Annotated in this window: 3 protein-coding genes; all 3 read left to right on the forward strand. The window is 64.0% G+C overall.

All coding sequences use genetic code 11. From position 1 onward, the window contains the following. The first annotated feature begins 321 nt into the window (after positions 1-321). The 3 genes from WEB52_02260 (at position 322) to WEB52_02270 (ending at position 15,462) form a co-directional block, all read left to right on the forward strand. On the forward strand, positions 322-816 hold the full coding sequence (locus WEB52_02260; GenBank protein MEX2225256.1) for a DNA methyltransferase: 495 nt from the start codon (positions 322-324) through the stop codon (positions 814-816). Between the two features lie 799 nt (positions 817-1,615). Then, entirely contained in the window at positions 1,616-13,552 is an 11,937-nt protein-coding gene (locus WEB52_02265; GenBank protein ID MEX2225257.1) for a hypothetical protein, read from the forward strand. Positions 13,553-14,574: 1,022 nt separating this feature from the next. Then, positions 14,575-15,462 (forward strand): IS1595 family transposase, encoded by an 888-nt coding sequence (locus WEB52_02270; protein MEX2225258.1) that lies wholly within the window; start codon positions 14,575-14,577, stop codon positions 15,460-15,462. The last annotated feature ends 261 nt before the right edge of the window (positions 15,463-15,723 follow it).

Consider the following 15,723-nt stretch of genomic DNA (forward strand, 5'->3'; position numbering starts at 1 on the left):
CGATGATCGCGTCGATGAGTGCCAGCGGGAGACGCTCGTCTTCGTGCGTCGTTCGCGGTTCTTCGTGGCGGTACGCGATGCGCGGCGGCAGCGTTGCGATCGCAAGAGAGAGAGCGACACGCCCCGCGAGGAGCGCGTCGTTCTGCAGGAGGTGGCGGGTTAGCTCTGCGTGTGCGTCAGCGCGTGCGTCGTCGCCGCCTTGAGCGTCGGGAACGTCTCGGGGCAGACGCCGCACCCGTACGAATCGTGGCTCGCCGCCCGCGCCGCCTTCTTCGTGGCCTTCTTGGCGCTCTTCTTCCTGATGTGCGCATATCGAAGCTCGTGTCGGCCGATTGGTCGTTCGCGGATTCAGATACCGGATACCTAACGCACTCCCTTCACCCCTACGCAGCAAAGTTCGTGCCCCAACTTGCACGCCTTCTCATAGAGACGTTGTCTACACAAGGTGACGTCGTCCTTGATCCCTTCTGCGGCAGCGGCACAACTTTGGCGGAGGCCATGTTGCTCGGGCGCCGGGCGATTGGCGTCGACGCGAACCCTTTGGCAAAATCATATCGGCGGCAAAATGCGCTCTGTTCGACGATCGTGATTGGGTCGCCATCAAAGAGAAAGCGGGCGCGGCGCCATTGGCTGCAAGGCCTAGGGGGCCTCGATCGCGAGTACCTGAGCAGCTGGCGAACATACCGAGTCTCAGAATCCTGCTTCGAAACCGAGACGATAATTGACGACAACACCGCTAGTGAGAGCCACCTCGCCTGGATCGTGGTGGCACCTTCACAAAACGAGAGAATCTCGGCGATCTCCTCAACGACGTGAGGAATGAACCAGAACCGTAGAACATCTTCATCCGGTCGCCAATGGAGCGACCTGAAGGGCTCCTCGTTGGCGAACAAGGGGTGCCTTGGCCCTGAGAGCAAACGTGCTTCGAGAAAGGAGCCTCTAACGGGCTGCATAAGGCGATGTAGCGCGGAGATCGCATGGAGCCTCTTCTGCGTTCGTCTGAGAAGAGAGCACGGGTAGTAGCAGCGGTCGCATGCGAACTCGATCGGCGACGCCCGCCGGCTCGGAAACGATGAACACGGCCATGCATCCTTCGATGCCATCGTGACGTCGCCTCCTTATGCAACGGCGCTGCCTTACATCGATACAGATCGACTTAGTCTCGTGTTCTTCGGCCTCAGTCAGAGGAATGTCACCCTCGTTGCCAGCGCTCCGCAATGCCTCGCTTCTTAGTCGAAAGTCGTGCTTGGCGGGCCAAGTCATCATGTTGACCTCGACTAGAGACCCAGCCATCCGCATGCGGACAGCCGTGCGATCGAACTTCCCGACGTGCGAAGTATCCGGCGCCGAAGTCGATGGATGCGGCCGTAATGCCGAAGGCGAGAGGTCCCCCCGGATGCCGGAACTGCGAGAAGATTGACATCAAATTTGGACTAGTTGACGCAATAGATATCTAGGCCGTATTCTCGGCCCCTAAGTTCGCCACGGCGCATCCACTCGGCGGACTTCCTCGCGGTTTTGAGTCCTTGGCATGGGGACAAGTGGGCCACCGCCCGATGGGGGTGTCGCCCGTGCCCTAGTGCGCACGCCAGCACGGCGCGCGTCGGGGGTCGTCATGCTTCGTCGTCTGTCCATCTTTGCGGCCGTCGTGGTGCTCACCGCGCTTTGTTCGCGCGGCACATACCAGGCCGAAGCGGTCGATCCGAACGCTACGGATATCATCACGGCGCTTCAATCCGCCGACGGCGTGCTCGACTCGCTCGCCGGGTACGACGTGCTCGGCGAGGACGTCCCGTTGACCGAACAGGACATTAGCGACGCGCTGAACCTGTCGTCCCTGTTCAGCGACGTGCTCGGAAGCGGTCTCGACGACACCGACCTCGACGCGCTGGAGAGTTCGCTCGAAGGGGCGGATACGACGCTCGGCAGCGTCGACGTGGTCGTCGGCTGCGATGGCACCTGCGACGGCGGCGAGGATCCCGTTGCCGTCACGCAGACGGGGGACGTGATCTCCGTCCACGTGCCGATTAACGCATCGGCCAGCATTCCGATTGACATGGCGTTCGCGAGCGACAACGTCACGCTGGATGGCGGCGCGCTCGACATCGAGTTTTCGGCCGCGACGACACTGGACTTTGAACTGAACACCGCCGTCGCCGACATCGACGGCCTGGCGCAGGCCTTCGTGGTCGTCGGCGAGCCGACGATCGAGTTCCGGGCGAACACCGACACCGGATCGCTCACCACCTTCACGGCGCAACTCGGGTTCACGGAGGTCTCGGTCAGCGGCGACGTCGACCTCAGCTTCGGGGCCGACATCACGCTCCAGGACCCCGAGAACGCTGCCTCGAACCCGACGATCACGCTGGATGAGTTCACCTCGACGGCGCTTGCCGACCTGGTAGACGCCTCGCTGTCGGCCGGAAGCCTCACCGGCACCGTCACGTTCGATACGACGCTCATCCCCGGCACGACCGATGGCACGCTCACGTTCAACGACACGACAGCACCGCTGGGCGACGACTTTACGTTCGACCTGGACGACGCCGGCCTGGACAAGCTGCGCAACATGACGCCGCGCGATGCGTTCCGGGCGCTGCAGCGCTTGAACTCGTGGCTCGATGGCTTGCAGGCGGGCGGCGTGCTCGACGTACAGCTTCCGCTCATCGGCGGCGACTACACCGACGTGCTGGCAATCGGCGAAAAGCTCGGCAACGCGATCGACGGGGCGCCGGAGACGGCGTGTGGCGGAGACACGGCCGACGATGACGGCGACGGCCGCATCAACGATGGCTGCCCGACAGCGGGTTCACCGGAGACGGGCGCCGAGTGCGCCAATGACACCAACGACGATGGCGACGGAGGCGGCCAGATCAACGACGGCTGCCCGATCGCCGGCGGGCTCCTGAAGCTGGACGACCCGCTCACGCCGCTCAATGAAGAGGGCGACCCGGACTTCGACGACGCGGTCGAACTGGGCGAGAAGCTCGCGGAGAGGCTGGGCCTTTCCGGCGACATAACACCGTCGTTCAGCAATACCGGCACCGGCGACCTGACGTATGTGATCGGCTTCGCGGACGGGGCGACGAAGAACATCCCCGTGGACTTTAGCGGCAGCCTCGATGTGCTTTCAGGGATCTCGGTCACCGGAGGCGCCAACTTCGGCTTCCAGGCCGGGTACGAGGCGGCGCTCACGCTCGGCCTTGACCTCTCGGCACAGCCGACGGAAGACGGCGCGGGCATCGGCTCGTGCGAGGACGGTATCGACAACAGCGCGGAGCCGGACAACGCCCTGCCCGATGATGGACAGATCGACGCGTTCGACGGCGACTGCGCCGGAACGAAGACGATCGAACAGCGAGCGTTCGTCGAGGTCGGGACATCCGCGGGCACGCCCGAACTGACAGCCGGCCTGAAGGCGACGGCGACCAACGTCACGGCTTCGGCTCGCATCGCGATCCTGGAAGCGACGATCTCGGACGCTGACATCACGGTCGCCTCCACCGGCGAAGAAGACGGCGACGGAGCCGGAAGCTGCGCGGACGGCGTCGACAACGGCGACACGGACGGCATCGACGCCGAGGACCCGGACTGCGCATCGATCGAGATCGACATCTACGACGACGGCGGCGACGGAAGGCTGACGCTGGAGGAACTCTTCAACGTGCTCGGCGACTCGACGCCGGGCGGTCCGACATTCGCGCCGGAGGCGCACGTCGCCATCGACGGCACGCTCGCGGTGGCGGCGGAACTGGGCGGCCAGGACGTGGGCGGCGGCAACATCGTGCTGTCGGGGACGCTCGACGGTCCACTCACGAGCCCATCGGACCTGTTCGACAACTTCTCAGTCGACGGCAGCGATCTGAAGACGAGCGACCTGTTCAACTTCAGTCCCTGCGGAACCGCCGACGACGAAGACGGCGACGGCAAAGTGAATGACGGCTGCCCGCAGGTCGGCGACGGCCCGGAGAGCGGAGCGGACTGCGATGACTCGGTCGACAGCGACAGCGACAGCGCAATCAACGACGGCTGTCCCGGGCTTTCGGACCCGGAGTCCGAGAGCATCGCGATGCTCGACAAGATCGTGGCGCTCGTGCGCGCGCTGGCGGATCAGATCGAAGCGATGGAAGAAAGCGACATCGGCAGTTCGCTCAGCGACCCGCTGCCGCTCATCGGCACAAGCTTCAAGGACCTGTTGAGCTACGCCGACGCGATCAACGACCTGGCGGATCAGCTCGAAAGCACTGCCGAAGAGGGTGCGGACTGCGATAACAACACCGACGACGATGGTGACAGCTACATCAACGATGGCTGCCCAACCCAGACCGGCGTGCCTGAGTCTGCGGACCAGTGCGCGCCCTCCAACAACGCCAGCGACGAAGACAACGACGCCGTCGCGGCGGGCATCCAGCCCGACGTTCCCGCGGCGGTCAATGACGGCTGCCCGGCGGTAATCCCGACGCTGCAGCGCGTCGAGACGCAGCTCGAGAAGCTCCTCTCCGATGCCTTCGACAGCCTCGGGGCGGACGATCCGAACGTATTGGAGTTGACGCACAGCGCGCCGGGCACCGCACGCGACACGAACGTGCAGGGGCTCGACGTGAGCATCACGCTCGACACGGCGGGCGGCGAGAACGATCTGCTCTTCAAAGCAGATGTCGACGTCACGCTCAAGCACGCGAGTACGCTCAATACGGATCTCTCGGCGATTGCGGGCTTCGGCGACCTGGACCTGGTCGCGCTCGACGCCTCGGGCCAGGTTGAGGCAAATGTCACCGCGGTGCTCGACCTTGACTTCGGTCTGGATCTCGATGACTTCACGCCGTTCGTACTTGGTTCGACTGGCATGTCGATCGACGCTTCACTCGTAGCCGATGACTTCGTGATTGAAGCCGCGCTCGGCCCGCTTGAGGTTAGCATCGGCACGCACGACCCGGTCGCGGAGGCAATCTGCGGCGCCGACACAACGGACAACGACAAGGACGGCCGCGTCAACGACGGCTGCGCGACCGATGTCGTGCCGGAAGACGATGGCGCCGGCGAATGCGACAACGACGTGGACGAGGATGCCGACGGTACGGCCGACGACGGTTGCCCGGAGGGCAGCGCGCCCGCGGCGACGGGCGTCGCCGAAACGACCTGCGACGAGGTGCCCGCCGTCGACGAGGACGGTGACGGCCAGTTCAACGACGGCTGTGTCTCATGGGCAGACAAAGGCCGCCTGTATCTCGGCGCGCAGTTCGACGTCGCCGAGCAGCATGGTGACACGGAGCGCGTAGCGCTCGCCGATCTGGACTTCTCGGGGCCCGGGACGGCCTTCGACGGCCCGGATACACAGCCTGCACAGTGCGAGAACATCGGCTCGGCCGGTGCGCACGATGCGTGCGCCGTGCTGCCGCTGTATTTCGAGGGCGTGGCGATCGGCGACGAGACGACGGCGGCGCACCACATCGAGGTGGGGATCGCCGACATCACCGACCTCGGCACGCTCGATGCGACGTTCCCTGACCCGTCCGCGATCGAAGACCTGATCGCGCAGCAACTGATCAACCTGGCGCTGCTGCACTCCGGCCTGGGTGAATTCTTCGACAAGCTGCGCGATTTGTTGAACGGCGAAATCTTCGGGTTCGAGTTGCCGCTCGTTGGCGACCAACTCGACGAAGCGATCGCGTTCGTCGACAAGATCGAGGCGGAGCTGATTGCGGAGTTCGCTTCAGACCCGCTCAGCGTCGGACCGCCCGCCGTCAATACGAGCGACGTGGCGGGGTTGCTGGATCCATTCCGCGACACCGTCGGCACCGCGCTCAATGACGCGGGCATCCTCGCCGACACGGACGGCGATGGGACCATCGAGCCTACCGGAGCCGACGGCGACTTCCTGTACGAGTTCTTCTGTGACGGGAATCCCTGCATCGCGCCGGAGACCGACTGCACGGGTTCTGCCGACGATGATGCCGACGGCAAACGAAACGATGGCTGTCCGCAGGTCGGCAACTTCGCCGAATCCGGGGCGGAGTGTGACGATGCGCTCGACAGCGATGCTGCCGCGGAGACCGGCGGCACGCTCGCCGCGCCCGACGGCACTGTGAACGATGGTTGCTTCGCGCCCGACGGCTTTGACCCGCCGGCGGGTGACATCACGGAGATCCGCTTCAACGTGCGCCTCGGTCAGCAGGGCGAGACCGGGCTGGACGCGGACTTCAACATCGGCATTCCGGGCTTGAGCCTGCAATCGCGTGGCGCGGACGAGGCGCAGATCGAGGCGACCTGGCAGATCGACCTGGGCTTTGGCGTCAACAAGGAGGACGGCTTCTTCCTGCTCACCCATGAGCCTGAAGGGCCGGCCGAGACGCCCGAGCAGTGCAACGACGACTACCTTGACAACGACAACGACGGCGTGCCGAACGACGGCTGTGATGAGCTGACGGTGGGCGCCGAAGTGACGCTCGGCGGCGCGGAGCTCGAAGGCGAGTTGGGTTTCCTGCTCGTGCGCGTCAAGGACGGCGACCCGGCGCAGGCCTGCAGCTTCGCAGTTACGAGCACCGACGCGCCATGTCTGCCAGGCGGCGACGAGGCGGACCCGCAGTCCGTGTTCCGTCCGCAGTTCACCATCAATCTCATGGACCCCGGCGCGTCGCCGGACGGAAAGTTGACATTCACCGACGTCGCGAACATGCCGTCATTCAGCGACCTGGTCGAGTTCGACCTGACGGCCGATGCTGACGTCAACCTGCACATCGAAACATCGATCGCGGGCGAGGCGGCGCTGCCGAAGCTGATCGGCGACTTCAAGCTTGACTGGCACTGGTCACTCAACGGTGAGAATGACACCGACAAGCTCGAAGATCCGAACGCGAACGCTTGCACGGACACGTCGCCGGGTGGCGGCATCAACGCCGAGGACACGGGACAGAACTGCCTGGGCCTGATGATCGACGACCTTGTGCTGGACGCGGGCACGTTCATCAGCAAGTTCCTGGCGCCGACGTTCTCTGACATCCAGGAATATACGCGCCCACTTCAGCCCGTGATCGACGTGCTGGAGGCGTGCATCCCCGTGCTGTCCGAGATGTCCGGTTCGTGCCAGTCGCTGCTGACACTGATCGAGACCTTCGGGCCATCCGATCCACGGTTGGAACTGATCATCACGGTCGTGAAGATCGTGTCGTTCGTCAACAGCATCCCGACAACGGCACCCGGAGGCGACCTCACGATACCGATCGGCGATGGTTCGTTTGGGCTTGACGGCGCCCTGCTCCAGAAGGGCACGCTGCCCGCATCGCAGGCGCGAAGCGCCTACACGGATACCATCGACGGACTCGCATCGCTCCTCGACGGCGTCGACGACACGTTCGGGCCGGCGGCGACGGACGGCGATGTGACGAGCGTCACCGGTACGAAGTCGATCGGTTTCAGCTTCCCGGTGTGGGACGACCCTGGCCAGTTGCTGACGCTGATGTTCGGCCAGGACGTCGTACTGGTGCAGCTCGACGCCGAAGCCGAAGCGAGCTTCAACTACAGCCAGAAGTTCGGGCCGATCTGGTCGCTGCCTCCGGTGTTCCTGGAGGTGGGCGGCAGCGCGACCCTGCGCGGCCGGCTGACGATCGGCTACGACACGCAAGGTCTGCGCGAGGTCCTGCTCGAAGGCGCCGACGCGGCTTCGCTGCTCAACGGTCTGTTCCTGGGTGATCAGAACGCGCAGGGCATCGACGACTGCGAGCTGGAACTGCGGGGAGAACTGTTCGCGGGCGCGAACGTCAGCGTGCTGATCTTCTCCGCGGGGGCGCGCGGCGGCGTGTTCTTAAACCTCTGCCTGGACCTGCAGGACCCGAATACCGACGGAAGACTGAAGTTCCAGGAAGTCGCGAACATCATCGAGGCGACGGGCAATCCATTCTGCATCTTTATCTTCTCGGGAGAGTTCGGCCTCTTCGTGAAGGTGTTCGCGGAAGTCGATCTGTTCTTCTGGTCTCAGACCTGGGAGAAGCTACTTGCCGAGATCACGTTGCTGCAGTTCGAAGTGCAGTGCGATCTGAACGTCGAACCGATTCTCGCCGGGGAGGTCGAGAACTCTGCCGGATTACCTGCTGATACCGAGACAGGTGTGCTACTCCTGCACACCGGACCGCACTCCGACAGACGTGGCGCAGGGTCGATCGGCATCAATACGACCGCGGAGGAATTCACGGTCACGCAGATCGACGACAACACTTTGACGGTGACGGCGTTCGGCATCACGCAGACGTTCGTCACGGAAGCGGCTGGTGGCTGGTCGCTTGTCATAGGCGATATGAGCGACTCGCCGGGCGACCCGAAGGATGACGAGGACGAGATCCACCTGCTCGATGGCGTCGTCGGGGCGGAGTCCGAATGCCTCGACGCGGACGATGACGACGATCCGCTGGACGGCTTCATAAACGACGGCTGCCCGAAGGTCGGCGACGACAAGGAGTCGGGCGACCAGTGCGAGAACGACATCGACGACGACGGCGCAACTGACGACGGTGAGACGGAGTCCGTCGTGAACGACGGCTGTCCAACCGTTGGTGAGGTCATTGACTTCACCGTGCCGAGCGTGCTCATTGGCGGTATCGGCAACGACAAGTTCACGGGCAGTCTCGGGAATGACTTCATCGACGGCGGCGCCGACGATGACGTCATCCAGGCGCGCGAAGGTGACAACGACATCATCGGCGGCCAGGGCGACGACTCGATCGATACCGGTACAGGCGTCGACTTCATCCTTGGCGATGATGGCACGATCGCAAGGCCGGACATCACGCCGAGCGGCAGCTCAGGCGGCGACGATGGCATCGACGCTGGATTGGGCGCGGACACGATCCGCGGCGGCCCGGGCGATGACAACATCACGGGCGGTATTTCAAACTCGACGCTGGCCGCAGTAGGCCCGGCAGAAACCGGCCTGGAGTGCACGAACCAGCTTGACGACGACGGCGACACCAAGGTCAACGACGGCTGCATCGACGCCGGCGATAACATCGGCGGCGGCGACGGGCTCGACACGATCAACGGTGGCGACGGCGACGACACGATCAGCGGCAACAACGGCTCCGACAACATCAACGGGGCCAACGGCAACGATACGATCAACGGCGGCAACGAGAACTCTCCCGACGCTGACGGCGATCCCGAGGCCGGCGCCAACTGTGACGACGGAGACGACGACGACGGCGACACCATCGCCGACGACGGCTGCCTCGGTGACGTGATCATGGGCGGCCCCGGCTCCGACACGCTTGATGGCCAGGGCGGCGACGACAAGGTCATCGGCGGTAGTCTCCTGGCCGGCCAGGCCGACGAGGGTGACGCGCAGGTCAACGGCGGAGCCGATGACGACCAGATCTTCGGTGACAACGTGGAGTACGTCGACGACGGCTCCGGCGGTGCCACGTTCAACCTCGTCAACCCGAACATCGGCGGCATCGACAAGATGCACGGCGGCGACGGCAACGACACGATGCGCGGCCAGGTCGGCGCCGACGAGATGCTCGGCGGCAACCACGACGACAATATGGACGGCAACGCCGGCAACGACATCATGCTCGGCGATGACGGCACGATCTCGACGAGCGTCACGGTCACCGAGGACGGTGACGACGGCGTCGACACGATGCACGGATCCGAGAACGACGACGACATGTACGGCGGCGGCGACGACGACGTCATGTTCGGCGACGGCGGCGGCGACTACATGGAGGGCAACGGCGACGACGACGAGATGCGCGGCGGCCAGCAGGACGACGACATGTATGGCAACGACGACGAGGACACCATGCACGGTGACTCGGGCGACGACTACATGGAGGGCAATGGCGGCTCCGACGTCATGCGCGGCGGCATCGGCCAGGACGACATGATCGGCGGTTCTTCTACCGCCGGCGAGGAGGACGACGAGACGCTGGTCGCACTGCTGACGGTCCGCGGCGACACGATGAACGGCGACTCTAACCAGGACGTCATGGTGGGCGACAACGGCACGATCGAGCAGCTCGGCGGCAGTTCGACCGCCGATGGCGCGGTGAACCGCACCGTTACGCTGCTCGACCTCGACTGCGACGACGACAACGAGGCCGGCAACGACCACATGTTTGGCGATTCCGGCAACGACGACCTTTACGGTGGCGGCGAAAACGACGTCGTCCACGGCAACAGCGGCGATGACTACGCCGAGGGTAACTGCGGCGACGACGACGTCTTCGGCGACGCGCACCAGGACGACTTGATTGGTGGCACGTCCGACGAATCGAACGGCGCATCCGCCGGCGGCGGCGTGCCGGACGGCGACGACGACATGTACGGCGGCAGCAACGCTACCGACGTGTTCCCGACGCCGCAGTACGACGTGATGGCTGGCGACAACGCCTCGATCCAGCGGCCGCTGTCCGGCGACGACTGGATCACGGACGACTTCAACCCGCCGTCCGTCGAAGCCGTGGTCAAGCGGGATCTCTCGCTCTACGACGTCGCGACTGCCGCCGGACCGGCGATCAGTGCGACGCTCAACGGCGACGACGAGATGTTCGGCGAGTCCGACTTCGACATCATGTACGGAGGCGGCGGCGACGACACGATGCACGGCAACGGCGGCGACGACCACGTTGAAGGCAACGCGGGCGACGACACGCAGTACGGCGACGCCGGCCAGGACGACCTCATCGGTGGTACGGGACGCACCGTCTCCAACGACCCGGCCAGCGCTGCGGACGGCCGCCTCGACGAGGAGGACGGCGGCGACAACGATACGCAGTACGGCGGTGACGGCGCGGACAGCGTCCTCAGCGGCGACTACGACACCATCGTCGGCGACAACGCGACGGTGGACCGCCCGGTCCACGCTTCGGGCGCCGACGCGGGCGAATGGATGGTCAACTCGTTCAACGCGGCGGTCACGCGCAACATCGTGTTCTACGACGTGGGGATGATCGCTCCTTCGGGCGGACCCGCGGCCGCGGGCACGAACGGCGATGACACGCAACGCGGCGAGCGTGACGACGACACCATGTACGGCCAGGGCGGCTCTGACGACATGCAGGGCAACCAGGGTGACGACTACATGGAGGGCAACGACGGCAGCGACGACATGCAGGGCAACGCGGACGACGACGACATGGCCGGCGGTACGGGGCGCATCGCGCAGTTCGACACCGTGGCGGATGCCGTTGTACAGGATCCGTCAGGCCCCGCAGCGGGTCGCGACGACCGCGGTGACGGCGGTGAACTGTCGATGTCCGGCGGGACCGGCTTCGACTTCATGATCGGCGACAACGGCGTCATCACGCGCGTCCTTGACGGGAACGGGGCGTGGGTAGCCAGCACCAACCGCAGCGGCGGACCTTCCGCCAACGGCGTCCAGCACAACCCGGTCGTACTGCGCGACGTGCAGGTGCTTGGCGGCGCCTCGTTCGCGGGCGCGAGTGGCGGCGAGACCGACATGACCGGCGATGAGCAGGACGACATCATGTACGGGCAGGGCGGCGCCGACGAGATGTTCGGCAACGCCGGCGATGATTACATGGAGGGCAACCACGACGGCGACGACATGGAGGGCAACGAGGGCCAGGACGACATGCTCGGCGGCGGCTCCGACGATTCGGACACCGCCGATGACGAGGAGTCCGCGCTCGACCTGCTCGACGGCGACGACGCCATGAGCGGCGAATCCGGCATCGGCGACGGCGCAGCGGACGGCGATGACGCCGACGTCATGATCGGCGACAACGGCCTCATCGACCGCTGCCCGGCGGCGCTCGACTGCGAATGGCAGGTCAACTCGTTCAACGACTCGTTCTTCCGGGTGGTCACCATCTTCGACGTGGAGATGGCCGGCAGCCCGCTCGACCTCTCGCTGAGCGGCGATGATGACATGTACGGCAACGACAACGACGACACCATGTACGGCCAGGGCGGCGAGGACGAGGTCTTCGGCGGCTCCGGTGACGACTACATGGAGGGCAATGCCCACAGCGACTACATGGCCGGCGGCCCGCAGCAGGACGACATGCTGGGCGGCACCGGCCGCACGAAGAGCGACGACGCATCGACGCTCGTGGCGGGACGCACCGACGAAAGTACGGACGACCGCAACGTGCCGCTCGGCAGCAACCCCGCGCTCAACGTGGTGCTCGGCGACACGATGATCGGTGACGTCGAGGCCGACGGCTCTTCCGGCGCCGACGACGGTGCGGACGTGATGCTCGGAGACAACGGCCGCGTGTCGCGCCCAACGACCGGCGGCGAATGGATCGGCCTCTCGTACAAGCTCCAGGCCGACGAGGTCGGTGATGTTGCGAACCGCCACGACTCGACGGGCGATAAGATCGTCCGCCGCGTCGACCGTGACGTCGCGAACATCGACACGACGCCGGGTATGACCGCCGGCAGCGACTTGATGGTCGGCAACGGCGGCGATGACGACATGTACGGGCAGTTCGACAACGCCAACCCGGCAGTGCCGCAGCCCGACCTTCAGAACCCGGCCGACCCGACGACCGCCGTCGGCGACGAGATGTACGGCAACGAGGGCGAGGACGCGATGTCCGGCGACCAGGGCGTGTTCGACAACCGCGTCCTACCACCACCGGCACAGGAGCACTTCGAGCCGAACGAGCCGTTCATCGACGACGATAAGTTCACGACTGACACGCTGTTCCGCGAGCACGTGCTGGCGCAGATCGAACTCGGCGGCAACGACCGTATGCGCGGCGGCAACGGGGCGGACTGGATGCACAGCGGCGCCGGACACGATCTGATGAACGGCGACAACGGCAACGACCGCCTCTTCGGCGACAACGGGGCCGATGACATGTGGGGCGGCAGCCACCACGACCACCTCTGGGGCGGCTACGACTATGACCAGATGGACATTCACCCGAACGTCGCGGTCGACATCAATGGCCTGGAAATCGTGCCCTGCACGCCCAGCGCGACGCCGGATCCGCAGGAGTGGTACTTCTTCGGGCTGGACGCGAACTGCGATGGCAACTTCGAGGACGTGGACTACATGTACGGCGGCTGGGACGCCGACGCCATGCAGGCGAACATCGGTGACAACGGGCCGCAGCTCGGTGACCGGCTGATCGACTGGATCGGTGTGTACAACCTGTACATCTTGTGCCCGGGCACGTACGGCGAGTTCGTCTCGACGCGCGAGTTCAGCCCGGCGATGACGGCGTTCATCTTCGACTGGATCGAAGGTGATGGCGTGCCGAACGCCGATCAGGGCAATACGTCCGGCTTCAACGAGATCGCGTTCGTGTACAGGCCCGACCTGAAGTCCAACGCGAACCCGCCGTACGTCGATACGCCTGCGCACTTCAACTGCGATAACGTCGAGCCGCTTGCGACGCCGACGAGCACATCCTCGCCGACCGTGACTGCGACTGCGACGGCAACGAACACGCCGGGCGGTCCGACGAGCACGCCGACGCAATCGCCGACGGCGACCAGTACGCCTCCGCCGACGAACACGCCGACGCCGAACGTGCCGCCTGGCCAGGCGAAGAAGACGCCAACGCCGACGCCTACGCCATAGGTAGGATCAGGACGAACGCGAAGGGAGGCTCACCTCGATCGAGGTGAGCCTCCTTCATCAACGGACAGCGGTCAGTCGATTCGTTTTGGGTTCCTCCCGAAGTGGCTGGTCGCTATGTCGTCATAGTGCGCCGCGTGTCCCGACCGAACTGCTTTGTCGCGTAAGGTAGATTGTGCGACGCTGTCGCTCTCTGCCCTCTGTCCGTCACGACGGCAAGTCGCTGAACCGCTGGGAGGCTTCGTCAATGACAATTAGCGCAGTCCAGATGGTGGGACTCTACGTTAGGGACTTTGAGTCGGCACTTCGTTTCTATCGCGATGCGTTGGGCATCCCGCTAGAGATCGACGCCCATGGGGATGATCACCATGCAGACTATTCATTCCGTGAGCCCTACTTCCATTTCGCAATCTTCCCTACACGCACAGGCCAGGTTTCAGCCCCAACCCACCTCTCCTTCAACGTGGTCGATTGTCGGGATGCATTTCATCGAGCCGTCGCGGCGGGTGCACCCGTCAAGTTAGAACCTCGTCCAGTGAATTATTCGGGAGGTGGATTGAGCGCTGAGGTTCTCGACCCAGACGGGAACGAAATCGAGTTCTTCCAGTCCGGCTCAACCTGACCGACTACCCATACAGGGCTCCGTGGGACCGACCGATCGTCGAGCTGCCCCGTCGGGTGATCGAGCCTACGTCTTCCGCGGATCAAGCAGAACGGACGGAGCGTAGTGTCGCACAATGTTCATTACCCGAACGCCGACATCTTCTTCGCTTGCTGAGATAGACGTGTCACCGGCGCCACTATCAACTCAGGCGATTGTATACTTGACACGGAATCGTACCTCACTTAGAATGCTTAGGTGAGGACGATTTCGACGATGATCTCTGTGGTTTCTGCGCTTCCTGAGCGGCCTTCTTCAAGTCCGCTACACCCTTCGCGCCGAACACCCTCTTGGCTAGTTCGTCACTCGTCAACTCGTGCGCTGGCTTCTTCTTACGTGGCATAGGGGTACTCCAATGAATCTGATGCAACTGATGAAAGACTTCGACACTGACAAAGAGTGCCGTGACGTGCTGGAAGATTTGCGCTGGCCCGAGGGTGTCGCGTGTCCGCGCTGCGAAGGTAAGAAGATCTACCGCGCAGAGTTCCAGAAGGCTCGCCAGCAATTCGACTGTGCATCATGCGGCTACCAGTTCAGCGTAACAGTCGGGACGATCTTTCAGGACAGCAAACTGCCGTTGCCAACGTGGTTCGCTGCGACGTTCCTGCTCTGCGAAGCGAAGAAGGGCATGAGTTCCAATCAACTCAAGCGCACCCTCGGCGTGTCGTACAAGACGGCTTGGTACTTGTCGCACCGCATCCGTGCCGCGATGAAGGATGCAGCAGCGCCGTTGCTGCAAGGCACCATCGAAGCGGACGAACATTGGGTCGGCGGTCGCCAGAAGGGTGCTGGTAAGGGCAACTGGCGCGACGGTAAGACGATGGTTCTCGGAGCCGTGGCGCGTGGTGGAGAAGTGCGCTTGAAGGTAGATAAGCGCGCCACCAAGAAGGCGATCCACACGTTCCTTACGGCCACCGTTTCGCCAGACGCCGACGCCCTCTACACCGACGAACACGGTGCCTACGTCGGATGGGTAGACGCCGACACGCGGCACGAGCATGTTGTCCACCGCAAGGACGAATGGGTGCGCGGCGAAGTTCACACGAACTCGATTGAAGGCGTCTGGAGCCTCATGAAGCGGTCGGTCATCGGTTCGTACCACCAACTGTCCGAAAAGCATTTGCAATCCTACGTCGATGAAATGGCGTGGCGCTTCAACAACCGCGATAACCCCTATCTGTTCCGTGACACACTCATCCGGTTGATTCGTGCGGAGACGCTGCCGTACCAAGATCTGATTGCTGAGGCGTAAAATACAACTCTCCATCCCCGCTACCCCAATCATGGAACACTGTGAATGAGCGTTCTTGCTTCCTTGTGTGGTTTCCCGCCGTCGCCGAAATGGTGAACGTGTATTTCACCAACGGACTTAGAAAAACCTCCTGTACAGGGCTACCATCAGGCGTAGCAAGCCAGAGATTCACCTTGTTCTTTGTACCGGGCGTTACGCCAATAACCTCATGACCTGCCCCCCGAAAACTGATCCAGTCTAAATGAGCGTCCTCCGGGATAA

This window comes from Dehalococcoidia bacterium, from assembly GCA_040902535.1.
GTDB lineage: Bacteria > Chloroflexota > Dehalococcoidia > DSTF01 > JACRBR01 > JBBDXD01.